This window comes from Streptomyces sp. NRRL S-337, assembly GCF_000720175.1.
Taxonomy (GTDB): domain Bacteria; phylum Actinomycetota; class Actinomycetes; order Streptomycetales; family Streptomycetaceae; genus Streptomyces; species Streptomyces siderophoricus.
The window spans coordinates 1-26,449 of record NZ_JOIX01000095.1 but is presented as its reverse complement, the minus strand read 5'-3'; the positions used below and the strand labels follow the sequence as shown (position 1 = coordinate 26,449).

Annotated in this window: 25 protein-coding genes; 10 read left to right on the top strand and 15 right to left on the bottom strand. The window is 72.3% G+C overall.

Annotated features, from left to right (window positions below; genetic code table 11):
• Window positions 1-207: 207 nt before the first annotated feature.
• On the bottom strand, window positions 208-753 hold the full coding sequence (locus tag IG62_RS0136575; protein ID WP_030813928.1) for a CGNR zinc finger domain-containing protein: 546 nt from the start codon (window positions 751-753) through the stop codon (window positions 208-210).
• 72 nt (window positions 754-825) lie between these two features.
• On the opposite strand from IG62_RS0136575, the gene IG62_RS0136570 reads away from it, so the two are divergent.
• Window positions 826-1,194 carry a VOC family protein gene (locus tag IG62_RS0136570; protein ID WP_030813926.1) on the top strand — a complete coding sequence of 123 codons (369 nt, stop codon included), beginning with the start codon at window positions 826-828 and terminating at the stop codon, window positions 1,192-1,194.
• 9 nt (window positions 1,195-1,203) lie between these two features.
• On the opposite strand, the gene IG62_RS0136565 is transcribed toward IG62_RS0136570, so the two are convergent.
• From IG62_RS0136565 to IG62_RS0136555, 3 genes are read right to left on the bottom strand one after another with little or no spacing between them, the layout of a single operon-like run.
• Complete coding sequence (locus tag IG62_RS0136565) at window positions 1,204-2,391, bottom strand: dipeptidase (RefSeq protein WP_030813925.1); 1,188 nt, start codon at window positions 2,389-2,391, stop codon at window positions 1,204-1,206.
• Window positions 2,388-2,927 (bottom strand): 5-(carboxyamino)imidazole ribonucleotide mutase, encoded by a 540-nt coding sequence (gene purE, locus IG62_RS0136560; RefSeq protein WP_030813920.1) that lies wholly within the window; start codon window positions 2,925-2,927, stop codon window positions 2,388-2,390. The genes IG62_RS0136565 and purE overlap by 4 nt, the downstream gene beginning before the upstream one ends.
• A complete protein-coding gene (locus IG62_RS0136555) occupies window positions 2,924-4,090 on the bottom strand; it encodes a 5-(carboxyamino)imidazole ribonucleotide synthase (protein WP_234326893.1) in 1,167 nt (388 codons plus the stop codon). Before IG62_RS0136555 ends, purE begins: the two co-directional genes overlap by 4 nt.
• A 198-nt stretch (window positions 4,091-4,288) precedes the next feature.
• Here IG62_RS0136555 and IG62_RS0136550 point away from each other — a divergent pair, with 198 nt between their 5' ends.
• The gene (locus IG62_RS0136550; RefSeq protein ID WP_234326891.1) at window positions 4,289-4,705 is read left to right on the top strand and encodes a protease inhibitor I42 family protein; all 417 of its coding nucleotides are present in this window, start codon (window positions 4,289-4,291) and stop codon (window positions 4,703-4,705) included.
• Window positions 4,706-4,807: 102 nt separating this feature from the next.
• Window positions 4,808-5,338, top strand: coding sequence for a GtrA family protein (locus IG62_RS0136545; RefSeq protein WP_030813913.1), 531 nt, complete (start codon window positions 4,808-4,810; stop codon window positions 5,336-5,338).
• A 23-nt stretch (window positions 5,339-5,361) separates the two neighbouring features.
• Here the strand turns inward: IG62_RS0136545 and IG62_RS0136540 are convergent, their stop codons facing one another.
• Both IG62_RS0136540 and IG62_RS0136535 read right to left on the bottom strand, forming a co-directional pair.
• Window positions 5,362-6,609, bottom strand: coding sequence for an ATP-binding protein (locus IG62_RS0136540; RefSeq protein ID WP_030813910.1), 1,248 nt, complete (start codon window positions 6,607-6,609; stop codon window positions 5,362-5,364).
• A gap of 6 nt (window positions 6,610-6,615) precedes the next feature.
• The gene (locus IG62_RS0136535) at window positions 6,616-7,296 is read right to left on the bottom strand and encodes a response regulator transcription factor (protein WP_030416075.1); all 681 of its coding nucleotides are present in this window, start codon (window positions 7,294-7,296) and stop codon (window positions 6,616-6,618) included.
• A 508-nt stretch (window positions 7,297-7,804) separates the two neighbouring features.
• On the opposite strand from IG62_RS0136535, the gene IG62_RS0136530 reads away from it, so the two are divergent.
• On the top strand, window positions 7,805-9,310 hold the full coding sequence (locus IG62_RS0136530) for a peptide MFS transporter (RefSeq protein ID WP_030813908.1): 1,506 nt from the start codon (window positions 7,805-7,807) through the stop codon (window positions 9,308-9,310).
• Between the two features lie 81 nt (window positions 9,311-9,391).
• Here IG62_RS0136530 and IG62_RS47515 read toward each other — a convergent pair whose 3' ends face one another.
• From IG62_RS47515 to IG62_RS0136505, 5 genes are all read right to left on the bottom strand, one after another.
• Window positions 9,392-10,822: a hypothetical protein gene (locus tag IG62_RS47515; RefSeq protein ID WP_030813903.1), complete on the bottom strand. Its 1,431-nt coding sequence runs from the start codon at window positions 10,820-10,822 to the stop codon at window positions 9,392-9,394.
• Entirely contained in the window at window positions 10,822-11,790 is a 969-nt protein-coding gene (locus IG62_RS0136520) for a hypothetical protein (RefSeq protein WP_051799104.1), read from the bottom strand. Before IG62_RS0136520 ends, IG62_RS47515 begins: the two co-directional genes overlap by 1 nt.
• Window positions 11,791-12,887: 1,097 nt before the next feature.
• Window positions 12,888-13,589 carry an LPXTG cell wall anchor domain-containing protein gene (locus IG62_RS0136515; RefSeq protein WP_030813898.1) on the bottom strand — a complete coding sequence of 234 codons (702 nt, stop codon included), beginning with the start codon at window positions 13,587-13,589 and terminating at the stop codon, window positions 12,888-12,890.
• A 232-nt stretch (window positions 13,590-13,821) separates the two neighbouring features.
• A complete protein-coding gene (locus IG62_RS0136510; RefSeq protein WP_030416080.1) occupies window positions 13,822-14,325 on the bottom strand; it encodes an ATP-binding protein in 504 nt (167 codons plus the stop codon).
• Window positions 14,326-14,498: 173 nt separating this feature from the next.
• Window positions 14,499-14,867, bottom strand: coding sequence for an STAS domain-containing protein (locus tag IG62_RS0136505; protein ID WP_030416081.1), 369 nt, complete (start codon window positions 14,865-14,867; stop codon window positions 14,499-14,501).
• Window positions 14,868-15,128: 261 nt separating this feature from the next.
• Here IG62_RS0136505 and IG62_RS0136500 point away from each other — a divergent pair, with 261 nt between their 5' ends.
• A complete protein-coding gene (locus IG62_RS0136500) occupies window positions 15,129-16,067 on the top strand; it encodes an RNA polymerase sigma factor SigF (protein WP_107053118.1) in 939 nt (312 codons plus the stop codon).
• Between the two features lie 121 nt (window positions 16,068-16,188).
• Here IG62_RS0136500 and hutI read toward each other — a convergent pair whose 3' ends face one another.
• From hutI to hutU, 4 genes are read right to left on the bottom strand one after another with little or no spacing between them, the layout of a single operon-like run.
• Entirely contained in the window at window positions 16,189-17,370 is a 1,182-nt protein-coding gene (gene hutI, locus IG62_RS0136495; protein ID WP_030813892.1) for an imidazolonepropionase, read from the bottom strand.
• A gap of 17 nt (window positions 17,371-17,387) precedes the next feature.
• Window positions 17,388-18,746 (bottom strand): formimidoylglutamate deiminase, encoded by a 1,359-nt coding sequence (locus IG62_RS0136490; RefSeq protein ID WP_030813889.1) that lies wholly within the window; start codon window positions 18,744-18,746, stop codon window positions 17,388-17,390.
• Window positions 18,737-19,954 (bottom strand): allantoate amidohydrolase, encoded by a 1,218-nt coding sequence (locus IG62_RS0136485; protein ID WP_234326892.1) that lies wholly within the window; start codon window positions 19,952-19,954, stop codon window positions 18,737-18,739. Before IG62_RS0136485 ends, IG62_RS0136490 begins: the two co-directional genes overlap by 10 nt.
• A gap of 17 nt (window positions 19,955-19,971) precedes the next feature.
• Window positions 19,972-21,636: a urocanate hydratase gene (gene hutU / locus IG62_RS0136480; RefSeq protein ID WP_030813885.1), complete on the bottom strand. Its 1,665-nt coding sequence runs from the start codon at window positions 21,634-21,636 to the stop codon at window positions 19,972-19,974.
• A 217-nt stretch (window positions 21,637-21,853) separates the two neighbouring features.
• On the opposite strand from hutU, the gene IG62_RS0136475 reads away from it, so the two are divergent.
• From IG62_RS0136475 to IG62_RS0136455, 5 genes are all read left to right on the top strand, one after another.
• A complete protein-coding gene (locus IG62_RS0136475) occupies window positions 21,854-22,375 on the top strand; it encodes a hypothetical protein (RefSeq protein WP_051799102.1) in 522 nt (173 codons plus the stop codon).
• Window positions 22,372-22,755, top strand: coding sequence for a transcriptional regulator (locus tag IG62_RS42705; protein ID WP_030813881.1), 384 nt, complete (start codon window positions 22,372-22,374; stop codon window positions 22,753-22,755). Before IG62_RS0136475 ends, IG62_RS42705 begins: the two co-directional genes overlap by 4 nt.
• Window positions 22,752-23,714, top strand: coding sequence for an ABC transporter ATP-binding protein (locus tag IG62_RS0136465; protein WP_051799100.1), 963 nt, complete (start codon window positions 22,752-22,754; stop codon window positions 23,712-23,714). Before IG62_RS42705 ends, IG62_RS0136465 begins: the two co-directional genes overlap by 4 nt.
• Before the next feature lie 41 nt (window positions 23,715-23,755).
• Window positions 23,756-24,721: an ABC transporter permease gene (locus IG62_RS0136460; protein ID WP_078872470.1), complete on the top strand. Its 966-nt coding sequence runs from the start codon at window positions 23,756-23,758 to the stop codon at window positions 24,719-24,721.
• A 142-nt stretch (window positions 24,722-24,863) separates the two neighbouring features.
• A complete protein-coding gene (locus IG62_RS0136455; RefSeq protein ID WP_030813873.1) occupies window positions 24,864-26,186 on the top strand; it encodes a diaminopimelate decarboxylase in 1,323 nt (440 codons plus the stop codon).
• Window positions 26,187-26,449: the final 263 nt, after the last annotated feature.

Below are 26,449 nucleotides of genomic sequence, written 5' to 3'. Positions count from 1 at the left end.
GAGGGGCCGGTGTTTGGGACGTAAAGCGACAGCAGTCCCAAACACCGGCCCCGCAGGCCCGTCACCGCACCCAACACCCACCCAGCCCGCCGCAGGCGCCACGGCGAACAACAACCGCGGCGGGACAGACAACTACGTACGCGGCGCCGCAAAGCGCAACGGCGAGCAACCCCCGCGGCGGGACGGCCAACTACGTGGGAGGCACCGCTACGCGCGCTTCGCGCGATACGTGCGCATCTTCGCCCGGCTCCCGCAGACCGCCATGTCGCACCAGCGCCCGCGGGCGGCCGGGCTGCGGTCGTAGAAGGCCCAGCGGCAGTCATGGGCCTCGCAGGCCTTGAGCCGGGTCCAGGTGCCGTCGGCGACCGCGGTCGCCACCGCGGCGGCGATGTGGGCGGTGAGGTGGGCGGCGCCTCGGAGGCCGTCGGCGGGGCGGAGCGCGGGGCGGCCGTCTTCGGCCACGACCAGTACCAGGGGCGCTTCGGCCAGCAGCCGGTTCAGCGTCCGAGCCGCCGGGGTGGGGAGCGGGGCGCCCGTGGTGTGGGCCAGGCAGGCGGTGCGCAGTGCTTCTCGTAGCTGCTGGAGGGTGGTCAACTCGTCGTTTTCCAGGGCGAGTTCCGGGAACCCGTGGTCGCGCAGGAAGGCGCGGGAGCCGCCGTCGGCGCACAGCGTGTCCGCGCCGGTCTCGATGTCGAGGGTGTTGACCAGGTCCTGCACGAGGAGCAGGGAGTCCGGGGCCGTTCGGGATGCCACCTTGCAATGTTACCGATAGCTGCCATCATGCAGTAACGAAGTTACCGGTTGGACGCGTATGGAGGTAACGCCATGATCACGCTCGGTGTCACCGTGCTGGACTGTCCCGACCACACCGCGCTCGCGGAGTTCTACGCGCAGATGCTCGGCTGGCGGGTGACGCGGGGCGACGAGGACGACTGGATCGAGGTCGCCGGGCCCAACGGCCGGACGCTGGCCTTCCAGCGGGTGGAGAGCGGCTACCGGCCGCCGCAGTGGCCGGGCCAGGACGTGCCGCAGCAACTGCACCTGGACTTCGACGTGGCCCGGGCGGACATCGACGAGGCCGAGCGCAAGGTCGTCGAGCTGGGCGCGAAGCTCGTGCAGCACGACGAAGGGGTGCGCGACTTCCGGGTCTATCTCGACCCCGCCGGGCACCCCTTCTGCCTCTGCCTCAAGTAACGGCCGCGATCAGCCGTCCAGTTGCTCGATCGTCGCGTGGGACGGGCCGCGCCGCTGCCGCTCGGCGCGCGCCACGTCTTCCGCCGCGCGCAGCGTGCGGACCGCGTTCTGCCAGGTCAGCTTGGCCAGGTCGGCCTCGGACCAGTTGCGGTCCAGCAGTTCGGCGATCAGGTTCGGGTAGCCCGCGACGTCCGCCAGGTCGTCGGGGGTGAAGGCGGTGCCGTCGAAGTCGCCGCCGAGGCCGATGTGGTCGACGCCGGCGACCTCGCGCATGTGGTCGAGGTGGTCGGCGACGGTCGCCGCGGTGGCCCTCGGCCGCGGGTCGGCGGCCTCGAAGGCCCGGTGGACGGCCATGCCCTCCTCCGTGGTGTCGAGGTGGTGCAGGCCGTGGGCGCGCATGTTCTCGTCGGCCCGCCGGGTCCACTCCACCGCCTCGGGCAGCACGAACTTCGGGACGAAGGTGGCCATCGCGATGCCGCCGTTGGCGGGCAGCTGGGCCAGCACGTCGTCGGGGACGTTGCGCGGGTGGTCGCAGACGGCCCGTGCGGAGGAGTGCGAGAAGATCACCGGCGCGGTGCTGACCCGCAGGGCGTCGCGCATGGTGTCCGCGGAGACGTGCGAGAGGTCGACCAGCATCCCGCAGCGGTTCATCTCCCGGACGACCTCCTCACCGAAGGCGGACAGGCCGTTGTGGCGCGGCTCGTCGGTCGCCGAGTCCGCCCAGTCGATGGTGTCGTTGTGGGTGAGGGTCATATAGCGCACGCCCAGCTGGTGCAGGGTGCGCAGGGTGGCGAGCGAGTTGTTGATGGAGTGGCCGCCCTCGGCGCCCATCAGGGACGCGATCCGGCCCTCGGCGCGGGCCGCCTCGATGTCGTCGGCGGTGTGCGCCAGACGCAGCGCGTCGGGGTAGCGGGCGACCAATTGCCGTACCGCGTCGATCTGTTCGAGGGTGGCGCTGACCGCGGTGTCGCCCGCGTAGTCGGCGCGTACGTAGACCGACCAGAACTGCGCGCCGACGCCGCCGGCCCGCAACCGCGGCAGGTCGGTGTGCAGGGTGGCGGACTGGTCGGTGGCGATGTCGCGCCGGTCGAGGTCGTAGCGGACCTGCTCGCGCAGCGCCCAGGGCAGGTCGTTGTGGCCGTCGACGACGGGCCAGCGGGTGAGCAGCTCCCGGGCGGTGTCCCGGGAGCTGCTCACTTGGCGCCCCCGAACCCGAACCCGCCGGGGGTGGCGACCTTGTTGCGCAGCCGGCGGCCCTTCTCGGTGGCCTGTTCGTTCAGCTCCTGCTGGAACTCCCGCATCCGGCCGAGGAGTTCGGGGTCGTGCGCGGCGAGCATCCGGACGGCGAGCAGTCCGGCGTTGCGGGCCCCGCCGACGGAGACGGTGGCGACCGGCACACCGGCGGGCATCTGCACGATGGACAGCAGGGAGTCCATGCCGTCGAGGTACTTGAGCGGTACGGGGACGCCGATGACGGGCAGCGGGGTGACCGAGGCGAGCATCCCGGGGAGGTGGGCCGCGCCGCCCGCGCCGGCGATGATCACCTTCAGGCCGCGGTCCGCCGCGTCCTCGCCGTACGTGATCATTTCGCGGGGCATCCGGTGGGCCGAGACGACGTCGACCTCGTGGGACACCTCGAACTCGGCGAGGGCCTGGGCGGCGGCCTCCATGACGGGCCAGTCGGAGTCGGAGCCCATGACGATGCCGACGAGGGGGGACGCGGGAGAAGTCATTCGGTGATCGTTCCTCGCAGGTAGCCGGCGGCGTGCGCGGCGCGCTCGCGCACATCCGCCAGGTCGTCGCCGTAGGTGTTGACGTGTCCGACCTTACGGCCGGGCTTCACGTCCTTGCCGTACATATGGATCTTCAGCTGCGGGTCCCGGGCCATGCAATGCAGATACGCGTGGTACATGTCGGGGTAGTCGCCGCCGAGGACGTTGGCCATCACCGTCCAGCGGGCGCGCGGGCGCGGGTCGCCGAGCGGGAGGTCGAGCACGGCACGGACGTGGTTGGCGAACTGCGAGGTGATCGCGCCGTCCTGGGTCCAGTGGCCGGAGTTGTGCGGGCGCATGGCGAGCTCGTTGACGAGGATCCGGCCGTCGGCGGTCTCGAAGAGCTCGACGGCGAGGTGGCCGACGACGCCCAGTTCCTTGCCGATCCGCAGCGCGAGTTCCTGTGCCTGCCCGGCCAGTTCGGGGTCGAGGTCGGGCGCCGGGGCGATCACCGTGTCGCAGACACCGTCGACCTGGATGGACTCCACGACCGGGTAGGCGACGGCCTGGCCGTGCGGGGAGCGGACGATGTTGGCCGCGAGTTCGCGGGCGAAATCGACCTTTTCCTCCGCGAGGACGGGCACCCCGGCGCAGAACGGCTCGGCGGCCTCCTTGGAGGATCGCACGACCCAGACACCCTTGCCGTCATAGCCCCCGCGGACGGTCTTGAGGACCACCGGGAAGCCGCCCGACCCGTCGCCCGGCCACTCACCGAGGGGCTGTGCGCCGCCCCCGCTGATTTCCTGCGCGAACCGCACCACGTCCTCGGGGTCCGAGACGATGCGGTGGCGCGGGCAGGGCGCGCCGATCGCGTCCAGCTTCGCCCGCATCACGCCCTTGTCCTGGGCGTGCACCAGCGCGTCGGGACCGGGGCGGACGGGGATTCCGTCGGCCTCCAGGGCCCGCAAATGCTCGGTGGGCACGTGCTCGTGGTCGAAGGTGATCACGTCGCAGCCGCGGGCGAAGGCGCGCAGGGTGTCGAGATCGCGGTAGTCGCCGATGACGACTTCGCTGACCACCTGGGCCGCCGAATCCTGCGGGGTGTCACTGAGGAGCTTGAACTTGATGCCGAGGGGGATACCCGCCTCGTGGGTCATACGGGCGAGCTGACCGCCGCCGACCATGCCGACTACCGGGAACGTCACGCCCCCAGGGTATCCGTAAGCCGTCGTTCCGCCTGACCCGGCCTTGGATGATCCTCCGAGTGCGCACGTTCGAAGATCGCCGGTGGTAGATCACCACCGGCCGTTGGCCCCGGGCCGGGGCAGCCGGTACGGGGCGAGGCCCGGTGCCCGGCCCGGGCCCGGCGAAGGGGAGGCCGGATGGAGAACAGCGACATATCCAGGGGCGCCAGGACGCTGGTGATCGTCATCGCGATCGCCGCGCTGCTGATCGCCCTGCACTCCGTTTTCAGCCAGCTGTCCGCGCCGAAGGTCTACGGCCCGGACGACACCGAGATCGCGGTGTCCGCCGGCGAGCACTTCAGCGTGGAGGTCGCCGACGATCCCGCCGGCGGCTTCCGCTGGATCGTCGCCGTGCCCCGGCCCGACCCGGCCGTGCTGCGGTCCGCCGGCGGCCACGAGGCCCGCGGCAGCGCCGGCCCGGCCCGCTACCTCGACTTCGAGGCGGTCGGGCCGGGGCGTACGGACTTACGTCTGGTGCGCTGTCGGCGCTGCTCGGCGGGGGCGGCCGACGAGCCGGGGGCCCGCGTCCTCAACTTCCGTGTGACGGTCGGCTGAGCGGTCGACGGGAGCGCTTGTGGCGGGCGTGGTTAGCATGAGGGTGCGGACCAAGGTTGACGGCCGCGCACACCGCCCACGACGGGGAGCTGAACGAGCACCATGAGTGAACGGAGCGCACTGCGGTCGAGGCTGGAGGCGCTCACCCGCGAAGTGGTGAAGTTCGGTGCCGTCGGGGGCGCGGGCGTCGTGGTCAACTTCGTGGTCTTCAACCTCGTACGGCATCTGACCGAGGTGCCCGTGGTGCGGGCGAGCATCATCGCCACGGTCGTGGCGACCGGCACCAACTACCTCGGCTACCGGTACTTCACCTACCGGGACCGCGACAACCAGGGCCGCACGAAGGAGCTGACGCTCTTCCTGCTGTTCAGCGCGGTCGGCCTGGTGATCGAGAACGGCCTGCTCTACATCGCGACGTACGGCTTCCACTGGGACACCCCGCTGCAGAACAACGTCTTCAAGTTCCTCGGCATCGGGCTCGCCACGCTCTTCCGCTTCTGGTCGTACCGCACCTGGGTCTTCCGTACGCTGCCGGCCCGCGAGGCGATAGAGACGGCCGAGTCCTTCCTCGCCGACGGCGCGGACGGGCCGCACCGCGCCCCGCACGCGCGGCGGCCCGCCTCCCGCAAGTAGCCCGCCGGCGGCGCCGGCAGGCGTCACTCCTCGACGGGCTCGGCCTCCCGGGCCAGGAACAGCGCGAAGACCGGCGGATGCTGCTGCAGCAGTTCCAGCCGCCCGCCGTCCGCCTCCGCCAGGTCCCGTGCGACGGCCAGCCCCAGCCCCGTCGAATTACGGCCGGAGACGGTCCGTTCGAAGACCCGCGAGCCGAGGTCCGGCGGCACTCCGGGCCCGGCGTCGGTGACCTCGACGACGGCCTGGTTGCCGGTGACGCGGGTACGCAGCGCGACCGTGCCGTCGCCGTGCATCAGCGAGTTCTCGATCAGGGTGGCCAGCACCTGCGCGACCGCGCCCGGTGTGCCGACGGCCCGCAGGCCCTTCTTCCCGGAGCGGACGATGGCCCGCCCCGCGCTGCGGTAGGCCGGCCGCCATTCCTCGATCTGCTGCTTGACGACCTCGTCCAGATCGAAGGCGACCGCGGAGCCGCTGCGCGGGTCGCGGGAGTTGGTCAGCAGCCGTTGCACGACGTCGGTCAGCCGCTCCACCTGGGCCAGCGCGATGGTGGCCTCTTCCTTCACGGTGTCCGGGTCGTCGGTGAGGGTGATCTCCTCCAGCCGCATGGACAGCGCGGTCAGCGGCGTCCGCAGCTGGTGCGAGGCGTCCGCGGCCAGCCGCCGCTCGGCGGTCAGCATCCGCGCGATCCGCTCGGCGCTGGCGTCGAGCACGTCGGCGACCCGGTCCAGCTCCTGCACGCCGTAGCGGCGGTGGCGCGGGCGGGGGTCGCCGGAGCCGAGCCGCTCGGCGGTCTCGGCGAGGTCGGTCAGCGGTGCGGTCAGCCGGCGGGCCTGACGGACGGCCAGCACGACGGCCGCGAGGATCGCCAGCAGCGCGACGGCCAGGATGACCAGCAGCGTCCGGCCGATCTCCGAACTGACCGTGGACCGGGACTCCTGGACCGTGACGGATTCGCCGCGGTCGCCGCGCACGGTCGACTGGATGACGTCGCCGGCGGGGCGCTGCCCGATCTCGATCGGTGGTTTGCCGGGCACCTTGATCTCAGCGTGCCGCTTGGCGGTGATCTGCTCGGAGAGCACGTCGGGGGTGATCCTCTCCCCGCTGCCGAGCCGGCTCTCCACTATCCCGACCAGCCGGACCGCCTCGGAGGCCACGCTCTCCTGCGCGCCGGCCTGGATCGTGCGGGTCTCGACGATGACGAGGGAGACGCCGAAGACGGCGATCACGACGAGGACCACGGCGAGCGTGGAGTTGATCAGGCGGCGGCGCACGGGCCCCTAGCTCTTTTCGAAGCGGAAGCCGACACCGCGGACGGTGGCGATGTAGCGGGGGTTGGCGGCATCGTCCCCGAGCTTCTTGCGGAGCCAGGAGATGTGCATGTCCAGCGTCTTCGTGGACGACCACCAGGTGGTGTCCCAGACCTCGCGCATGAGCTGGTCGCGGGTGACGACCCGGCCGGCGTCCCGCACCAGGACCCGCAGCAGGTCGAACTCCTTCGCCGTGAGCTGGAGTTCCTCCTCGCCCATCCAGGCGCGGTGCGATTCGACGTCGATGCGGACGCCGTGGGTGGCCGGCGGCTGCTGGGGCTCGGCGGTGGAGCCGCGGCGGAGCAGGGCCCGTACCCGGGCGAGGAGTTCGGCGAGCCGGAACGGCTTGGTGACGTAGTCGTCGGCGCCGGCATCCAGGCCGACGACGGTGTCCACCTCGTCGGCGCGGGCGGTCAGCACCAGGATGGGGAAGGAATGGCCTTCGTTGCGCAGCCGGCGGGCGACCTCCAGGCCGTCCATGCCGGGCAGTCCCAGGTCCAGGACGACGAGGTCGATGTTGCCCTGGATACCGGCGTCCAGCGCCGTCGGGCCGTCCTCGCGCACCTCGACTTCGTAACCCTCGCGGCGCAGGGCGCGGGCGAGCGGCTCCGAGATGGACGCGTCATCCTCGGCGAGCAGTACACGGGTCATGGGCCGATGGTAGTCCGATGTATCCGGCCCGAGGGGCGGACCAGCACGGATGGCCGACGGCGGACCGTTGCTGCAGCGTGACCCGCGGCGCGCCCGCGCGGGGCGCCGCGCGCGGTCGCCCGGAGGGGCGCGCGTGGTTCCCCACTTCAGTGTGAGCGTTGTCTCACGAGCCCCAACGGTGCCGGATCGAGTCGTATGGTGAATACAACGTCCAACGCACAACCACCGGGACCGTGACGCTCAACTGACGTCACCGGTCCCTGTTGTGTGCGGGGCTGGCACGACCAGCCCCGATACACAGTGATTGACCTGTCGACCGGGTCCACCGCGCGAGCAGCACGGGGGGCGTGGATCCCGGTGTCGGACCGTCCTGCCGGTGCTGCCTTCGATGAACGACGCGCACACCGAACCCCCGGGCGTGGGGGCGGGCAGGTCCGCGCCGGTGCCGGTCATCCCCCACCGGGCGCCTCACGGCCTTCGCGAGCGTCCCGAGCAGCAAGGAACCATCATGGCGTCCAGCCTGACGAAGGGCGCTGCCCAGCAGGGAACCCCTGTGAACGGCGGCAAGACCTTCTTCGGCCACCCGCGCGGACTGGCCACGCTCTTCATGACCGAGATGTGGGAGCGCTTCAGCTTCTACGGCATGAAGGCTCTACTCCCGCTGTACCTGATCGCCCCCGGCGGCATGCACATGCAGGCCACGACGGCCACGGCGATCTACTCCGTGTACATGGCGATGGTCTATCTGCTCGCCATGCCGGGCGGCTGGATGGCCGACCGCTTCTGGGGGCCGCGCAAGACGGTCGCCATCGGCGCCGTCGTCGTCATCGCGGGTCACATCACGCTCGCCCTGCCCACCGCGGCGACCTTCTTCGCCGGCCTCATCCTGGTGGCGCTCGGCTCCGGCCTGCTGAAGGCGAACATCTCCACGATGGTCGGCCACCTCTACGACGGTCCGCAGGACCCGCGCCGTGACGGTGGCTTCACGCTCTTCTACATCGGCATCAACCTCGGCGCCTTCCTCGCCCCGCTGTCCATCGGCACCGTCGGCGAGAGCGTCAACTGGCACTTCGGCTTCACACTCGCCGCGGTCGGCATGGCCCTCGGCCTCGCGCAGTTCCTGCTGGGCACCCGCCACCTGGCCGCCGAGAGCGACGTCGTCTCGCAGCCCGCGTCGGCGCAGGAGAAGGCGTCCGTGCTGCGCAAGGGCCTGGTCTGGCTGATCGTCGCGGCCGTGTTCTACACCCTGCTCGGGGTGACCGGTAACTTCGCCGACTGGGCGCTGATGCCGATCACCATCGCCGGTCTGGTCATCCCGGTCGCCGTGCTGTTCCGCATGAAGCGCGACAAGGAGCTCTCGGAGCTGGAGCAGTCCAAGCTCTCCGGCTACATCTGGTTCTTCGTGGTCGCCGCCGTCTTCTGGATGATCTACGACCAGAACGGCTCGACCCTGTCGATCTTCGGCGAGCACTCGACCACCAACGACCTGCTGGGCTTCCACTTCCCGACGTCCTGGTACCAGTCGCTGAACCCGATCTTCATCATGGCGCTCGCCCCGGTGGTCGCCTCCGGGTGGCTGTGGCTGAACAAGCGCGGCAAGGAGCCGAGCACCGCCGTCAAGTTCGCGTCCAGCCTCGCGCTGATCGGCATCTCGTTCGCCGTCTTCCTCTTCCCGCTGCTGGACACCGCGGCCAACGGCGGCCGGGTCAGCCCGATGTGGCTGGTGGCGATCTACTTCATCCAGACCATCGGTGAGCTCTGCCTCTCCCCGGTCGGCCTGTCGGTCACCACGAAGATGGCGCCCGCCAAGTACAGCTCCCAGATGATGGGTGTCTGGTTCCTCGCGGTCACCGCCGGTGACTCCGTGGCGGGCCTGCTGACCTCGCCGCAGCTGAACGTCGACCTGAACACCTCGGGTTCGGTCGCCGTCGAGGCCGCCCTCGCGGTCGTCGCCGGCATCGGCATCTGGACGTCCCGCAAGCGGGTCAAGGAGCTGATGGGCGGCGTCAACTGACGCCTGCCGGCCCCGGACAAGGAAAGGGGGCGTCGCACCGACGGTGCGGCGCCCCCTTCGTCGTGCGGTGGACCCGCCGGGTCAGCGCAGCCGGGCCCGGCGCCGCGGCAGGACCGTGAACACCGCGCCGCCCAGCAGGACGGCGGTGCCGGCCAGCAGGCCGAGCGCGGTCAGCGCGCCCCGTCCGCCCGCGCCGGTGTGGGCCAGCTCGCCGCCGCCGCTGCCGCTGCTGCTGCCCGAGCCGCCGGCCGACCCGGTCGCGCTGCCGCCGGACGCCGTGTCACCGCCGGACGCCGTGGTCCCGCCCGTGGAGCCACCCGGCGAGCCGCCGGAGGTGCCGCCCGGCTGGGCCGCGGTGTCGAGGGTGAGCGAGGCGCCGGGGTCCTTCTCCGGGGTGCAGGTCGTCGTCGTGCCCAGGGCGTTGACCGTGAGCACGCCCGGGCTCAGCGTGGCCTTGCCGGTGGCGCCCGGCGTGTAGGTGCCCTTCAGATCGGGGATCTCGATCGGATCGCCCGACTTGATGGGCTGGGAGTTGGCCGGGCCCGCCACCTTGACCGTTCCCTTGTCGGCGCCGCCCACCTTGACGTCCATCGACGGCTTGACGGAGTCCTTGGGGATGTCCGCCGGGCTGTTCATCACGGACTTCTTGAACTGCACCGTCAGGTCGTAACCGCCGCCCTTCTTCACGGCGTTGATCTGTACCGGGGAGGTCGCCTTCTTGTCGCCGATGGGCGTCTTGCAGGCGTAGGGGACCTGGATCTCCTTGCCCTTGTACGCGGTGCCGCCGGTCGAACCGCCGGTGGTGGAACCGCCGGTGCTGCCGCCGTCCGTGGAGCCGCCGGTGCTGCCGCCCGCGGTGCTCCCGCCGGTGCTGCCCCCGGAGGTGCCCGAGGTGGTCCCGCCCGTACTGCCGCCCGTCGTTCCGGCCGTACTGCCGCCGGTCGTGCCGCCGGTGGAGCCCCCGCCGTCGGTGACCTTGATCGTCACCGCGGGCTTCACCGCCTCCTTGGGCGAGCACTTGGTGTCCGTGGAGATCGGCCGGTTGACGTTGATGTTGTAGAAGCCGGGGGTCAGCGTGACCTCACCGGGCCGGGTCAGCTTGAGCTTGCCCGTCATGTCGGACAGCTTCATCGGGGCGCCCTTGGGGATCGGCGGGTTCTGCCGCGGCCCCTGCATCGCCAGGTCCCCGGTCTGCGCACCGGCCACCTTGATCGTGCCGGTCGGCTGCACGGTGTCCTTGCCCAGGTCGAGGATGTCGGGGTTCTTGGACGCGCCCTCGACGGTCTTCCAGACCACCTCGATCTCGTCCCCGACCTTGGCCGTGGCGGGCGCGCTGACGTCCACCTTCGTGGTGCCCTCGATCGGCGGCAGCCCCGATATCGGTGGCGGCAGACACTCCGTCCGGTACGAGACCTCCGCTGCCTCGGCGGCACCGGCCGCCGCCAGGATGCCCGCTCCCGCGAGCGCCAGCGCGGCCACCGAGGCCACCGCGGCTCTCCTCCGTTGCCTCATCACGTAGAACCTTTCGACGTCGGTCGTTTCGTGGATGTGGTGGTGGACGGTGCGGTGTCCGGGGTGAACCACGGCAGCGCGGCACGGTCGCCGGCCGGCGTGGTACGACGGGTACGGATGCGGGGGCGGGCGTGACCCGCCGGGCGGCGCGGGCGGACCCGGTCCACGAGCGCCATGCCGATACGGAACACGGCGGTCGGGACCACGACGCACAGCAGCACCCAGAAGAGCGTCACGCCCCAGGGCCGGCCGACGCCCCACGGCTGCTCGGCCAGCACCTTGCCGCCGTATTGGAGGGAGACCAGATAGTCCCCGTGGGCGCCGGCCGCCAGCTCGACCGGCAGCTTGACCTGGACCTTCCCGCCGGGCGGTACGGTCCCTCGCCACCGCTGCTCCTCCCACCGGGGGGCGAAGACGCCGTGCGAGGTGCCGACCTTGAAGACCGGGTTCCGGGCCGGCGCGGAGCCGAGATTGCCGACCGTGACGGTCAGTGCACGCTGCGGCGGGGCGCCGAACCAGGTGAGCAGTCCGCTGCTGCCGGCCAGCCGCGGCGGGGACAGCACCGCCAGCCGGCCGCCGGTGCGCTCCCTCGGCAGCGGCGCCACCGGGTGGCCAGCCACCTTGAACGCGGCGTCCGCGGCGGCCGCCGCCCCGGTCACCGTCGCCACGTGCACCACGCAGGGGCAGGGCTTGGGCGGTTCGGCGACCGGCAGGCGCCTGCGGAAGGCGCCGTGCGCGTCGGTGGTGACCGCCCGGCCGTCCCCGTTGGCGCAGGAGTTGGTCCCGCCGATCATGTTCTGCCCGCAGATCAGCAGGGTGAGCAGGGCCTTGGGCCGCCAGCCGCGCCCGGTCACGGTCACGGTGCCGCCCTTGCCGGCCTCCTTCGTGGAGAGCTGGACGGTCCGGTGGCCACCGGGGGCCTCGGCCGGCGACGCGGCCCGGGCGGTACCGGCCGCCGTCGGAACCACGACGAGGGCGGCGACGAGGACGGTAACGACGGCCGCGGGAAGGGCGGCCGCCGTCGCGGGCCGCCCGTTCCTGTCACCGCTGCCACCGCTGTCACCGCTGCTCCCTCCCCCGTCCCGCCGCTCGTCCCGCTCGTCCCCGCGCCTACGCCGGCGTCGCCGCCGTACGGCCACCAGGCCGGCCGCGCCCGCCACCGGGACCAGCACCGCCCCGGCCGCGACGCCCCGGGGGAGGGCGGTGTACGAGGCCGTGACGGCGTCCTGCGCACCGCCGGCCGCGGTCACCGTGAGCCGGAGGCGCACCGCGTCCAGGGCCGGCGGATCGGGCCAGTCCTCCGTCAGGCGGGCCCGCCGGCCGGGCTCCAGCGTGAGCGGCAGGGTACGTGCGGCGCGCCGCAGCACCGGTCTGAGGACGCCGTCGGCGCGCACCGCCAGCCGTGGGGTGAGCACCGTGTTCCCGCGGTTGACCAGCGTGTACCGGATGACCGCCGCACTCCCCCGCCGGTGCACCGACACGTCCTCGGCGGTCAGCGCGGAGAGCGCCGGGCCGGCCACCCGTAGGTGGACCGGTACGGTGCGCCGGACCGTGGGCCCGCCGTGCCGCGCCGGTCCGCCGGTCGCCGTGATCGTGCCGGGGTGGTCGCCCGGGGCGGCGTCCCGCGGCAGCGTCACCGTGAACGGGACGCTCGCCCGGGTGCGCGGCGGGACCGTGATCTGCCCCGCGGCGAACCGGAGCCAGGAACCGGTGCCGCCGCCCGTCCCTCCGCCGGTGCCGCGCAGCCGTACGGTGACGGCCCGGCGGGTGGGGTTGCCGAGGGACAGCCGGTCCGAGAGCACGGTGCCCGGCGCCCCCTCCAGGTAGAAGTACGGGCGGTCCTGCGCGCCCGGTTCGGCGCCGCGGCCGGGGGCGGGCGCGGCGGACCAGCCCGGCCCGGCCGGCGCGGCGGGGCGGGCCTGGGCCGTGGCGGGGCACAGCAGTACCGCTGCGGCCGCGAGGACCGCACCGCTGACCGCGGGGCGAGGACGGAACGGCATCGGCGGCTCCTGGTACTCGTGGTGCACAGGCTGCACGTGGTGCGCGGGCGGCGGTCCGGAGGGGGTCAGACGCGCTGGTGACGGCGGGTCAGCCAGAGCACCCCGGCCGCGCCGGCCAGCAGCACCGTGCCGCCCAGGGTGCCCAGTGCCACCGCGGAGTCCGCCGGCCCGGTCTGCGGCAGTTGTCGGCCGGAGGAGCCGCCCGTACCGCCGCCGGCCGCGCTGCCGCCGGAGCCCTTCACGTCCAGCGTGAGCGAGGGCTTGGGATGGTTGCCGGGGGTGCAGGTGGTCGTGGTGCCGAGCGCCTTGATGGTGAGGGTGGAAGCCGTGAAGGTGACCTTGCCGCTCGCCTTGGGGGTGTACGTCCCGCTCAAGTCACTGATCTTGATGGGGGTGTTGGCCGGAATCGCCCGGTCGTTGGGCGGCCCGGCGACCGGGACCGTACCGCTCTCCGCGCCGCCCAGCTTGATCAGCGCGCTCGGCTTCATGGCGCCCTTGCCCAGCTCGACGGGGCTGGAGGAGACCCCCTTCCGGAAGGACATCACCAGCTTGTACGCACCGCCGCTGGGGGTGCTCGTGATGTCGATCGGCGAGACCGCGCCCTTGTTCCCGATCGGCGTTTTGCACTGGTAGTTGACGTCGACGACGTCGGCGTGGGCGGCCGGCGCGGTGAGCAGCACCGCGGACCCCGCCGTCATCACCACGGCGGTGGCGAGGCCGGCCGCCCGGCGCGGTCGCCGGCCGTGCTGTGCGTAGAAGCGGGCCACTGTCCGTTCCCCTTCTCCCGGTGGGCGCACCGCCGACTGTTCCTGACGGCACATCAGATTGGCCGCTCAAGGTACGCCGGGGACCTTGCCGAGGGAAGGCACAGCACAGCCCCGATCGGCGCGGGGCCGCGGCGGCGGGCACATCCGGCCGCCCGGCGGTGGCGAGCCCGCGCCCGGGAACGGCAAAAGCGCGGGTCCGCGGACCCGCGCTGCTCTTCTGCCGCCGCCTTGGTCAGGCCGGTGCGGCGAGCTCCGCCCAGACGGTCTTGCCCGTGCCGTCGGGGTTGCGCACCACGCCCCAGTCCAGGCAGAGCCGCTGCACGATGAACATGCCGTGGCCGCCGGGGCGGCCGGGGCGGTGCGGGCTGCGCGGCGCCGGCGAGCCCGCGCCGAGGTCGGTAACCTCCAGCCGCAGCATCTTGGAGGTGCACCGCAGCCGCAGTTCCTCGGGCCCCTCGGCGTGCAGACAGGCGTTGGTGACCAGCTCCGACACGACGAGCAGCACGTCCTCGGCGGCGGCCCGCTGGTCGGCGTTGGCGGCCGGCAGCCAGCCCCAGTCGTGCAGGGCCTGCCGGGCGAAATCACGGCCACGTGCCACGGCGCCCCGGGTGCCCGCCAGGCGCAGCCGGCGGATCTGGCCCGCCGGCATGGCGGCGGACGGAACGGCGGCGGAAGCACCGGCGCCGCCCGGCTCCGGGCCGAGATCGCCCGGCGGGTACGGCCGGGTGGTGCTCATCAGCGCTTCACCTCACCGATTCGCCTATTCACGGAGAACAGATAGCGGACTGCTTGCAACGGATTCAGATGTCTCCTGCCCGACCGGACCGTGAGAACACCCACTTCTTGGGTACGGAAGTTGTGACACGGACTACGCGCCCGGAACAGATCGTTCCGGACACCGTCGTCAGGTCACTCGGCCAGGGCCGCATCGACGGAATCGTGCACCGTGAAGACTGCCTCAGCGCCGGTGATCTCGAATACCCGGGCAACCACCGGTTGCATCCCGGCCAGGTGGACCCCGCCCCCCTCGGCCTCCGCCTTCAGGCGCGCGCCGAGCAGTACGTTGAGGCCGGTGGAGTCCATGAATTCGAGCTGTGAGCAGTCGACCACCAGGCGTGCGTACCCGTCGTCCACACAGCCTTCGAGTGATTCCCGCAACAGATCCGCGGTGTGGTGATCGAGCTCACCTGTGACCGTCACAACGGCGCTCGCGCCGTGATGGCGGATCTCGACGTGAAGCCGGCCACGGCTTGCACTGCCGACCGTCCCGCGGTCCATGCGAAGCGCACCCTTTTGCTGTCTAGACGACTGGATTACCAGCGACTGCGCTCGTCGAACCCTACGCCTTCCTGGCGCGCGCCGGTAGCCGAACAATCCGCATATTGCCCAATATACGGACAACGCTTACTTGCCATCTTCCGGCAAAGACAGGTAGGCGTAGAAGAACACATTCGCAACGGCCGGCTTTGGAGGCGCCGCACACCGAAGGCTTCACGGAGAGGCATCGGCAGCCATATGCCGAGAACGATGGAGGAGACCATGTCACCCCGGCTCGACGAACTGCGTACCGACGACACCCGGCAGTCCGCATCGTCGACACCCCTGTCCGACCCGACCGGGCACATCCCTTCCCAGCCGATCGCTGCCGAATCCGATCCGGCGGTTTTTCCCGAGATCGACGATCTGCCCGAGATCCCGCCGTTCGACGAGGTGGGCCCGGTGGACGCGAGGGCTCTGTCCAAGACCCTCTTCGAGCGGCTCGAATCGCTTGAGGAAGGCACCCACGAATTCGCCTACGTCCGCAACACCCTGGTCGAGCTCAACCTCGCCCTGGTGAAGTTCGCGGCCTCCCGCTTCCGCTCCCGCAGCGAGCCGATGGAGGACATCGTCCAGGTCGGCACGATCGGCCTGATCAAGGCGATAGACCGCTTCGAACTGAGCCGCGGGGTGGAGTTCCCGACGTTCGCGATGCCGACCATCGTCGGCGAGATCAAGCGCTTCTTCCGTGACACCAGCTGGTCGGTGCGCGTACCGAGGCGTCTGCAGGAACTGCGTCTGGACCTCGCGAAGGCGGGCGACGAACTCGCGCAGAAGCTGGACCGCGCCCCCACGGTGCACGAACTCGCCGAACGCCTCGGCCTCACCCGGGACGAGGTCGTCGAGGGGATGGCCGCGAGCAACGCGTACACCGCGAGCTCGCTGGACGCCCAGCCCGAGGAGGACGACAGCGAAGGCGCGCTGGCGGACCGGATCGGCTACGAGGACCACGGACTCGAAGGCATCGAGTACGTCGAGTCGTTGAAGCCGCTGATCGCCGAACTCCCGCCGCGCGACCGGAAGATCCTGTCCCTGCGCTTCGTGGCGAACATGACGCAGTCCGAGATCGGCGAGGAGCTGGGCATCTCCCAGATGCACGTCTCCCGGCTGCTCTCCCGCACGCTCGGCCGGCTCCGCAAGGGGCTGATGGTCGAGGAGTGAGGACCACGGTCGCTCCCGCCGGTCCCCGAAGGCCGGCACCGCCCGCGCGGAGGAGGGCCCGCCCCGGTAACCCGGGACGGGCCCTCCTCCGCGTCCGGCGGCCTGCGGGGACCGTGCGGCGTCAGACCAGAACTCCCTTGTGCCACACGGCCGAGACGAGCGGGACGCCCGGGCGGTAGGCGAGGTGGACATGGCTGGGGGCGTCCAGGAGGGCCAGGTCGGCGCGGGCACCGGGGGTGATGCGGCCGACGTCGGTGCGGCGCAGCGCGCGGGCGCCGCCCGCGGTGGCCGACCAGAGGGCCTCATCGGGGGTCATGCCCATGTCGCGGACAGCCAGGGCGATGCAGAACGGCATGGAACTGGTGAAGGACGAGCCGGGGTTGCAGTCGGTGGACAGCGCGACGGTGGCACCGGCATCGAGCAGCGGGCGGGCGTCGGGCCACTGTGCGCGGGTGGAGAACTCCGCGCCGGGCAGCAGCGTGGCGACGGTGTCGGACTGGGCGAGGGCGTCGATGTCCGCGGGGCTGAGGTGGGTGCAGTGGTCGGCGGAGGCGGCGCCGAGCTCGACCGCGATCTGCACGCCGGGGCCGTGGCCGAGCTGGTTGGCGTGCACCCGCGGTGCGAGGCCGCGGGCCTTGCCGGCGGTGAGGATCGCGCGGGCCTGGTCGCCGTCGAAGGCGCCCTTCTCGCAGAAGACGTCGATCCAGCGGGCGTGCGGGGCGCAGGCGTCCAGCATCGGGCCGGTGACCAGGTCGACGTAGCCGGCCGGGTCGTCGGCGTAGTCGGGGGAGACGATGTGGGCGCCGAGGAAGGTGACCTCGTCGGTGTGCGCGGCGGCGATGCGCAGCGCCCGGGCCTCGTCCTCGACGGTCAGGCCGTAGCCGGACTTGGTCTCGAACGTCGTCGTGCCCTGGCGGAGGGCCTCGGCGAGGTGGCGGGTGAGGTTGGCCTCCAGTTCCCCGTCGGTGGCGGCGCGGGTGGCGGCGACGGTGGTGCGGATGCCGCCGGCGGAGTACGGGCGCCCGGACATCCGGGCGTTGAACTCCTCGGTGCGGTCGCCGGCGAAGACCAGGTGGGAGTGGGAGTCGACGAAGCCGGGGATGCCGGCCCGGCCGGCGGCGTCGACGGCGTTGTCGGTGGCGGGTGCTTTGCTGGAGGGACCGACCCAGGCGATGCGGTCGCCGTCGATGACGACCGCGGCGTCCTGGATCAGACCGAGGGGGCCTTCACCGAGGGAGGGGTCGTTGGTGACGAGCTGGGCGATGTGGGTGATGGCGGTGGTCGGCGCGGAGGTCGTCGTCATCGCGGGGGTGTTCTCCTTCAGCCGCGTACGGCGGCGATGGACTCGGCGAGGGCTGCGGGCACGTCGGGGACAAGAGTGTGCACACCGTCCCGGACGATCTGCCGCCCGCCGACGATGGTGTGTCGCACGTCCGCCGCGGAGGCGGCGAATACTGCCGTTTCGGCGGCCAGCCGGGGCAGTGGTCCGGCGGTGCGTACGGAGTCCAGTGCGATCGTGGTGAGGTCGGCGAGCGCGCCGGTCTCCAGGGTGCCGGCATCGTCCCAGCCGAGGGCGGCATGGCCGTCGGCGGTGGCGGCGCGCAGCAGGGCGGCCGCGGTCCAGTGCCCGCGGGTCCGGGTGCGCAGCCGCTCGTCGAGCTCCATGGCGCGGGCCTCTTCGAGCAGGTCGATGACGGCGTGGCTGTCGCTGCCGAGGGACAGCGGGCTGCCGGCGCTCTGGACCCGGGAGGCCGGGCCGATGCCGTCGGCGAGGTCGCGCTCGGTGGTGGGGCACATGCACACGCCGGTGGTGGAGCCGCCGAGCAGGGCGATGTCCTGGTCGGTGAGGTGGGTGGCGTGCACGGCCGTGGTGCGCCGGCCCAGCGCCCCGTGGTCGGCGAGCAGCTGGGTGGGGGTGCGGCCGTGGGCGGCGCGGCAGGCGTCGTTCTCGGCGGTCTGCTCGGAGAGGTGGACGTGCAGGGGGGCCTGCCGTTCGCGGGCCCACTCCGCGACGGTGCCGAGCTGGCCGGCGGGCACGGCGCGTACGGAGTGGATGGCGGCGCCGATGCGGACGTGCTCGCGGTCCTCCTTGAGCGCGTCGGCGCGCTGCGCCCAGCGGTCCGCGGTGCCGTCGGAGAAGCGCAGCTGGTGCTGGTCGGGCGGCGCGCCGAAGCCGGACGAGAGGTAGGCGGTGTCGAGCAGGGTGATGCGGATGCCGGCGTCCGCGGCGGCCGCGATCAGCGCCTCGCCCATCGCGTTGGGGTCGTCGTAGCGGATGCCGCCGGGCGCGTGGTGGAGGTAGTGGAATTCGCCGACGCAGGTGATGCCGGCCAGCGCCATCTCGGCGTAGACGGCGCGGGCGAGGGCGAAGTAGCTGTCCGGGGTGAGCCGGTCGGCGACGGCGTACATGATCTCGCGCCAGGTCCAGAAGGTGCCGCTGCCGACCTGGACGGTGCCGCGCAGCGCGCGGTGGAAGGCGTGGCTGTGCGCGTTGGCCAGGCCGGGCAGCGTCAGGCCGCGCAGGACGGTGGCGCCGGGCGGCGGGGTGGCGTCCCCGGTGCGGAGGGCCGCGATCCGCCCGTCCGCGGTCTCCAGGGTCACGCCCGGCTCGACGTGGCTGCCGAGCCAGGCGTGTTCGAGCCAGTACGTCGTCGGTGTTGCCTGCGTGGTCAGCGGCACGCCAGCCCCTCCAGTACGTCGGCGAGTGCGAGGACCCCGGCGGTGCAGTCGTCCTCCTCCGCCGCTTCGGCGGGTGAGTGGGACACACCGGTCGGGTTGCGCACGAACAGCATGGCGGTGGGGACGGTTCCGGACAAAATACCGGCGTCATGGCCCGCGCCGGTGCCGAGGACGGGCACCGGGCGCTGTGCCGTCTTGCCCAGGATGGTGCTCAGTTCGTCCCGCAGGGCGTGCTCGAACTCCACGACCGGGGTGAAGGATTCGCGGACGACGCTCAGGTCCACGCCGTCGCGGGCGGCGCGTTCGGCGGCGGCCTGCTCGATGCCGTGCACCACGGTGTCCAGGGTCTCCTGGTCGGCTGCCCGGGAGTCCAGCCAGCCGCGGACGAGCGAGGGGATGGCGTTGACGCCGTTCGGCTCCACGCTGATCTTCCCGAAGGTGGCCAGGGCGCCGGCCAGCCGGGCCTGTTCCCGGGCGGCGAGGACGGTCGCGGCGTAGCTGAGCATCGGGTCGCGCCGGTCCTCCAGGCGCGTGGTGCCGGCGTGGTTGGCCTCGCCGTGGAAGTCGAACCGCCAGCGGCCGTGCGGCCAGATGGCGGAGGCGACGCCGACCGGGTCGCCGGAGAGGTCCAGGGCGCGGCCCTGCTCGACATGGAGTTCGACGAACGCGCCGATCGCCGCGAGCCGTTCGGGGTCCGGGCCGATGGCGTCGGGGTCGTATCCGGCGCGCTCCATGGCCTGCGGCAGCGAGACGCCGTCCGCGTCGCGCAGTTCGCGCGCGGCCTCGGGGGTCAGGGCGCCGGCGGTGAGCCGGGAGCCGACGCAGGCCAGGCCGAAGCGGGCGCCTTCCTCGTCGCCGAAGTTGACGATCGCCAGCGGCTTGGCGGGGGCGGCCCCCCTGCGGCGGAGTTCGTCGAGTGCGGCGAAGGAGGAGACGACGCCGAGGGGGCCGTCGAAGGCGCCGCCGTCCGGCACGGAGTCCAGGTGGGAGCCGGTGACGACGGCCTCGCCGGGGGCCACGTCCTGGTGGCCGGTGGCGCCGAGCCAGGCCCACTGGTTGCCGTTGCGGTCGAGTTCGTAGGCGAGTCCGCGGGCCTCGGCCTGCGCCCGGAACCACGCGCGGCAGTCGGTGTCCGCGCCGGTCCAGGCGTAGCGGCGGTATCCCCCGGTGGCGGAGTTGCGGCCGAGCGGCCGCAACTCCTGCCACATCTCGTGGAACGAGGCGGTCACGCGCCCTCGCCCTCGCGCATCGGGATGCGGACGCCGCGCTCGGCGGCCACCTCGTCGGCGCGCTCGTAGCCGGCGTCGACGTGGCGGATGACGCCCATGCCGGGGTCGTTGGTGAGGACCCGGCGGATCTTCTCGCCGGCCAGCGGGGTGCCGTCGGCGACGGTGACCTGCCCGGCGTGGATCGAGCGGCCCATGCCGACGCCGCCGCCGTGGTGGAGCGAGACCCAGGAGGCGCCGGAGGCGACGTTGACCATGGCGTTGAGCAGCGGCCAGTCGGCGATCGCGTCCGAGCCGTCCTTCATGGCCTCGGTCTCCCGGTAGGGGGAGGCGACGGAGCCGCAGTCGAGGTGGTCGCGGCCGATGGCCAGCGGGGCCTGCAGCGTGCCGTCGGCGACCATCTCGTTGAAGCGCTCGCCGGCCTTGTCCCGCTCGCCGTAGCCGAGCCAGCAGATCCGGGCGGGCAGCCCCTGGAAGTGGACCCGCTCGCCGGCCATCTTGATCCAGCGGGCCAGCGACTCGTTCTCCGGGAAGAGGTCCAGGATCGCCTTGTCGGTGGCCGCGATGTCGCGGGCGTCACCGGACAGCGCGGCCCAGCGGAACGGCCCCTTGCCCTCGGCGAACAGCGGCCGGATGTAGGCGGGGACGAAGCCGGGGAAGGCGAAGGCCCGCTCGTAGCCGGCGAGTTGAGCCTCGCCGCGGATGGAGTTGCCGTAGTCGAAGACCTCGGCGCCGGCGTCCATGAAGCCGACCATGGCCTCGACGTGCCGGGCCATGGACTCGCGGGCCCGCTGGGTGAAGTCGGCGGGCTTCTCGGCCGCGTAGGCGGCCATGTCGGCGAAGTCGATGCCGACGGGCAGGTAGGCCAGCGGGTCGTGGGCGCTGGTCTGGTCGGTGACGATGTCGATCGGCGCGCCTTCGGCGAGCATCTGCGGCAGCAGCTCGGCGGCGTTGCCGAGGAGCCCGATGGACAGCGGCTTGCGCTGGTCGCGGGCCTCGACGGCGAGCTGGAGGGCGTGCTGGAGGCTGTCCGCCTTCACGTCCAGGTAGCGGTGCTCGATGCGCCGCTCGATGGCGCGCGGGTCGCAGTCGATGCAGATCGCGACGCCGTCGTTCATGGTGACGGCGAGCGGCTGGGCGCCACCCATGCCACCGAGGCCGGCGGTGAGGGTGATCGTGCCGGCCAGGGTGCCGTTGAACTTCTTCGCCGCGACGGCCGCGAAGGTCTCGTACGTGCCCTGGAGGATGCCCTGCGTGCCGATGTAGATCCACGAACCGGCGGTCATCTGCCCGTACATGGTGAGGCCGAGGGCCTCCAGGCGGCGGAACTCCTCCCAGTTGGCCCAGTCGCCGACGAGGTTGGAGTTGGCGATGAGCACTCGCGGCGCCCACTCGTGCGTCTGCATCACGCCGACCGGCTTGCCGGACTGGACGAGCATCGTCTCGTCCTGCTTGAGCGTGGTGAGCGTGCGCACCATCGCGTCGAAGGAGCGCCAGTCACGGGCGGCCTTGCCGGTGCCGCCGTAGACGACGAGCTTGTCCGGATGCTCGGCCACCTCCGGATCGAGGTTGTTCTGCAGCATGCGCAGCGCGGCTTCCTGCTGCCATCCCCGAGCACTCAGCTCCGTACCGCGCGGCGCCCGCACGGGTCGCGGTCCCGACATGGGCCGTGCCTCCCTGAACATCGAATGGATTGAGCTATTCACATCTTGGGGGCGATGAATAGTGCTAGTCAACAGGATGCGGTGAAGGTTTTCCACAGCCCCGTTCGTTCGACTTGCCCAGCGGGAAAGCCGGTGTTAGCTTTCCCGGTAGGAAAGTTGAGGTGGGGTGCCGGTGCGGGCCCCGCCCGTCTGAAACGCCAACGGGGAGGCGAAGGACATGACCACACCGGTGGATGCCGAGCGGGCCTGGCAGGATCTCCAGCGCATCCGGGTGCCCCAGGAGCGGGTGTACGACGAGGTCGAGCGCTGCGCACAGGACGACCGGCGGGGCACGTACGTCACGGGGGCCCTCATGTGGCTCTTCGTCGCCAGCTGGGGGCTCGACCTCCCGAAATGGGGCGCCTTCGTGGCCCTCGCCGCCTACGTCGCCGTCCTGGTCACGCTGGCCGTCGTCTACAGCCGCCGCAGCCGGATGCGACTGCACCGGTCGCGGTACGGCTGGCGCAGCGTCATCACCCTCTTCGCGGGCATGGTCGTCGGCGGCGGCACGATCATCCTCACCGGGCGCCTGACCGACTGGCTGACGCTGCCCTACGGCAGCCTGATCCAGGCCACGCTCTCCGCCGGCGCCTTCGTGCTCTTCGTCGGCCCGGCCAACCGCTGGGCGGTCAGCCCGCTGCGCGGCCGGGCCCTGAGCGACCCCCACGAGAGAACCGCCCCTGAGGAGGCGCGCCGATGAGCACTCCATCGGGCTTCGACGAACTGATCCACCCCTCCACCCGGCTGTCGGTCGTCGCCCTGCTCGCCGCGACGGAATGGGCGGACTTCTCCTTCATCCGGGACAGCCTCTCGCTCAGCGACTCGGCGCTGTCCAAGCAGCTGCACACCCTGGAGGAAGCCGGATACCTGGAGATCCGCAAGGAGGGCGGCGGACGCAAACGCCGCACCAAGGTACGGCTGACGAGCCGTGGCCGCACCGCCTTCGAGGGGCATGTGGCCGCGCTCCGGGCGATCGTCGAGGGCGCCGGGCCCACCCCTGCCCCCGCGGCCCCTCCCCCCGATCCGGGACAGATCTCGGACCCGACCACTCAGCAACAGCACGCGGAGGCACACCGATGACGATCACCGAGGGCGCACCCGTGCCCCCGACCGCCGACGCCGCACCGCCGGTCATCCAGGTGAGCGGCCTGCGGATGTCCTACGGCAGCACCGATGTGCTGCACGGCGTCGACCTGGACGTCCGGCGCGGAGAGGTCTTCGCGCTGCTCGGTCCCAACGGCGCCGGCAAGAGCACCACCGTCGAGATCCTGGAGGGCTTCCGGCAGCGTTCCGCCGGGACCGTCCGGGTGCTGGGCACGGACCCGGCCCGCGGCGGCGACGCCTGGCGCGGCCGGATCGGCCTGGTGCTGCAGTCCTGGCGGGACCACCGCCGCTGGCGGGTGGCCGAGTTGCTGACCCACTTCGCCACGTACCACGAGGCACCGCGCGATCCGGCTGAACTGCTGGCCCTGGTCGGCCTCACCGGACAGTCCGGCAAGCAGGTGGAGCAGCTCTCCGGCGGGCAGCGCCGCCGCCTGGACGTGGCGCTCGCCCTGGTGGGCCGCCCCGAGCTGGTCTTCCTGGACGAACCGACCACCGGCTTCGACCCGGAAGCCCGCCGCGACTTCCACGACCTGATCGAGCGGCTGGCACGCGACGAGGGCGTCACGGTCCTGCTCACCACGCACGACCTGGTGGAGGCCGAGCGGCTGGCCGACCGGATAGCGATGCTGGTCAACGGCCGGATCCGGGCCCACGGCACCCCGGCGGAGCTGGCCCGCAGTGCCGCCGCCCAGGCCGAGGTGCGCTGGACGGCACCCGACGGCACGGCCCGGCGGGAGCGCACCGCGGACCCCTCCCGGCTGGTCTGGGAGCTCCACCGCGAGATCGGCGGCCCGGTCGCCGACCTGGAGGTGCGCCGCCCGACGCTGGAGGACACCTACCTGCGGATGGTGCACCAGGAAGAGGCGCCGCAGGCCGCGGCCGGACCGGTGGCAGACGCCCTCGACGGCGGCGGCAGGCAGAACCACGCCGCCTGAGGGCCCGGCGGACAGCAGCACAGACCACAAGGGGGACGGACATGACAGCGGTCACCACGGTGACGGAAGCGACGGACGCGGACGGGGCGAACGGCATGGCGGGCAAGGGAGTTGGCGAGGGCGGTCGGAGCCCGGGCGGAGGCAGTTCCGGTTCCCGCCGGCGCTACTGGAGGGCCGGCTTCCTGCGCGGCAGGATCGAGGTACGGCATCTGTTCCGCAACCGGAAGGAGCTGGGCAGCCATCTGATCAACATCGTGGTCGCGCTGGTGGTCGTGAGCAATCTGCACGACGACGTACCGGGCACGCATGTCCCGATGACGCACCTGGCGCTCTGCGGTTTCGCCGCCTACCTGCTCTTCCAGATCGGGCTGGTGAACCTCCCGCAGATCCTGGTGACGGAGCGGGAGGAGGGCACCCTGCTGCGCCTGCGGACGACCCCCGGCGGCATACCGGCGTACCTCATCGCCAAGTCGGTGCTGGTCGTCACGATGGCACTGGCCACTCTGGTCGTCCTGCTGAGCGCCGGCGCGCTGGTGGCGAACGGGCCGCTGCCGCACAGCATCGACGGCTGGCTGACACTGCTGTGGGTCAGCGCGCTGGGGCTGCTGGCCGTGGTGCCGCTCGGTGCGGCCATCGGCGCCGTCCTGCCCAATCCGCGCGAGGCGCTGGCGCTGATCATGCTGCCCGCCATGGGCCTGCTGGTGACGTCCGGGGCGATGTTCCCGCTCACCTCGCTGCCCACGATCGTCCAGAAGATCGCCTCCGTCTTCCCGCTGAAGTGGATGGCCCAGGGCGTGCGCTCGGCGCTGCTCCCGGACGCCGCCCGGGCCGCGGAACCTGCCGGCTCCTGGGAGCTGCCGACGGTCGCCCTGGTCCTGGCCGCCTGGGCCGTGGTCGGCTTCCTGCTCGCCATACCCCTGCTGCGCCGTGCCGCCCGCCGCGAGTCCGGCTCCCGCCTCGGCGAACGCCACCGCAAGGCCAACCTCGGAGCGGCCCCCGCAGCCTGACCGGGCTCGCCCGGTCCGCCCCGGGCCCGGCCGGCGTCCGTCCACCCCCGGGACGGCGCCGGCCGGGCCCCTTGCACCCACCACGACCGCCCCACCCGGTAAGCGATGGCGCGGGGCCCCCGGGCGATGATGGAGTGGCCCCATGACGAACACGGACCGAGACCGTGCCGTACAGGCAGCCGTTGCGCAGGGGCTGGTGGGGCCCGAGGAGCCGGTGGCGGGGCTGCTGGACATCTCCGGCGTCCGACGGTCGGCGGCCGAACTCCACGCCGCCTTCGAGGAGTTCGCCACCCCCGGCACACCGGTGCTGCACGCCTTCGCCGTCAAGGCGGCCTCACTGGTGCCGGTACTGAGGCTGCTGGCGCAGGAGGGGCTCGGCTGCGAGGTGGCCAGCCCCGGAGAGCTGGCACTGGCCCGGGCCGCCGGGGTACCGGCCGACCGCACGGTCCTGGACTCACCGGCCAAGACTCCCGCCGAGCTGCGGGAGGCGCTGGCCCTCGGGATCGCCGTCAACGCCGACAACCGCGAGGAACTCGCCCGGATCGACCGCCTGAGGGAGTCCGTGCCGAGCACCGCGCCCGTCGGCCTGCGGGTCAATCCGCAGATCGGCGGCGGCCGCATCGGGGCGATGAGCACCGCCACCGACACCTCGAAGTTCGGTATCGCGCTGCGCGACGAGGGCGCCCGCGACTGGGTCGTCCGCGCCTGCCTCGACCGCCCGTGGCTGAGCCGGCTGCACGCCCACGTCGGTTCGCAGGGCATGCCGCTGGAGCTGATGGGCGCCGGGGTGCGCACCCTGTTCGACCTCGCCGAGGAGATCAACGAACGGGCCGGCAGGCAGCAGATCGACACCCTGGACATCGGCGGCGGCCTCCCCGTCAACTTCTCCTCCGACGCCACCACCCCCACCTACCGCGAGTACGCCGCACTGCTCCGCTCGGCCGTTCCCGGGCTGCTCGCCGGGCGGTACGGCCTGATCACCGAGTTCGGCCGCTCCCTGCTGGCCAAGCACGGCACGGTCCTCGCCCGCGTCGAGTACGCGAAGTCGGCGGGCGGCCGCCCGATCGCGGTCACCCATGCCGGCGCCCAGGTCGCCACCCGTACGGTCTTCGTCCCCGAGGCCTGGCCGCTCCGGGTCGCGGCCTACGACGCCGACGGGCGCCCCAAAACGGGAACTCCGGTCGCCCAGGACATCGCCGGCCCCTGCTGCTTCGCCGGCGACCTGATCGCCGAGAACCGCCCGCTCCCCCTCCTGCGGTCCGGCGACCACGCCGCCCTGCTCGACACCGGCGCGTACTACTTCTCCACGCACTTCGCGTACAACTCGCTCCCCCGCCCCGGCGTCTACGGCTACGCCGCCTCCCCCGACGGCGTCCGCTTCGCGGTCATCCGCACACCGCAGAGCCTGTCGGAACTCACGACGGAGAGCGGGGGCGTCCATGTGCGGGCACTGGACGCCTTTTAGCTCGTAGGCCCACGTACTCGGCTGCAGCGCCGTGGTGGTGCCTCGCCGTTCCGCTGCGCTTTGCGGTGCCGCGTACGTACTTGGCTGTCCCGCCGCGGGGCTTGTTCGCCGTTGTGCGCTTTGCGGCGCCCCGCACGTTGTTGGCTGTCCCGCCGCGGGTCGTCTCGCCGTTGCGCCTGCGGCGGGCTGGGTTTGTTGTGGGTGCGGTGACGGACCTCCGGGGCCTTGTTCGTGGACTGCTGTCGCTTTACGTCCACGAACAA

Excerpts from the sequence above, each read along its gene's own strand:
- IG62_RS0136510 (WP_030416080.1), bottom strand. The coding sequence starts at position 14,325 with ATGAGCACCACCCGGCCGTACCCGCCGGGCGATCTCGGCCCGGAGCCG.
- hutI (WP_030813892.1), bottom strand. The coding sequence starts at position 17,370 with ATGACGACGACCTCCGCGCCGACCACCGCCATCACCCACATCGCCCAG.
- IG62_RS0136475 (WP_051799102.1), top strand. The coding sequence starts at position 21,854 with ATGACCACACCGGTGGATGCCGAGCGGGCCTGGCAGGATCTCCAGCGC.
- IG62_RS0136555 (WP_234326893.1), bottom strand. The coding sequence starts at position 4,090 with ATGGTCGGCGGCGGTCAGCTCGCCCGTATGACCCACGAGGCGGGTATC.
- IG62_RS0136500 (WP_107053118.1), top strand. The coding sequence starts at position 15,129 with ATGTCACCCCGGCTCGACGAACTGCGTACCGACGACACCCGGCAGTCC.
- IG62_RS0136535 (WP_030416075.1), bottom strand. The coding sequence starts at position 7,296 with ATGACCCGTGTACTGCTCGCCGAGGATGACGCGTCCATCTCGGAGCCG.
- purE (WP_030813920.1), bottom strand. The coding sequence starts at position 2,927 with ATGACTTCTCCCGCGTCCCCCCTCGTCGGCATCGTCATGGGCTCCGAC.
- IG62_RS0136550 (WP_234326891.1), top strand. The coding sequence starts at position 4,289 with ATGGAGAACAGCGACATATCCAGGGGCGCCAGGACGCTGGTGATCGTC.
- IG62_RS0136530 (WP_030813908.1), top strand. The coding sequence starts at position 7,805 with ATGGCGTCCAGCCTGACGAAGGGCGCTGCCCAGCAGGGAACCCCTGTG.
- IG62_RS0136485 (WP_234326892.1), bottom strand. The coding sequence starts at position 19,954 with ATGTGGCAGGAGTTGCGGCCGCTCGGCCGCAACTCCGCCACCGGGGGA.
- hutU (WP_030813885.1), bottom strand. The coding sequence starts at position 21,636 with ATGTCGGGACCGCGACCCGTGCGGGCGCCGCGCGGTACGGAGCTGAGT.
- IG62_RS0136570 (WP_030813926.1), top strand. The coding sequence starts at position 826 with ATGATCACGCTCGGTGTCACCGTGCTGGACTGTCCCGACCACACCGCG.
- IG62_RS0136465 (WP_051799100.1), top strand. The coding sequence starts at position 22,752 with ATGACGATCACCGAGGGCGCACCCGTGCCCCCGACCGCCGACGCCGCA.
- IG62_RS0136460 (WP_078872470.1), top strand. The coding sequence starts at position 23,756 with ATGACAGCGGTCACCACGGTGACGGAAGCGACGGACGCGGACGGGGCG.
- IG62_RS47515 (WP_030813903.1), bottom strand. The coding sequence starts at position 10,822 with ATGAGGCAACGGAGGAGAGCCGCGGTGGCCTCGGTGGCCGCGCTGGCG.
- IG62_RS42705 (WP_030813881.1), top strand. The coding sequence starts at position 22,372 with ATGAGCACTCCATCGGGCTTCGACGAACTGATCCACCCCTCCACCCGG.
- IG62_RS0136505 (WP_030416081.1), bottom strand. The coding sequence starts at position 14,867 with ATGGACCGCGGGACGGTCGGCAGTGCAAGCCGTGGCCGGCTTCACGTC.
- IG62_RS0136545 (WP_030813913.1), top strand. The coding sequence starts at position 4,808 with ATGAGTGAACGGAGCGCACTGCGGTCGAGGCTGGAGGCGCTCACCCGC.
- IG62_RS0136455 (WP_030813873.1), top strand. The coding sequence starts at position 24,864 with ATGACGAACACGGACCGAGACCGTGCCGTACAGGCAGCCGTTGCGCAG.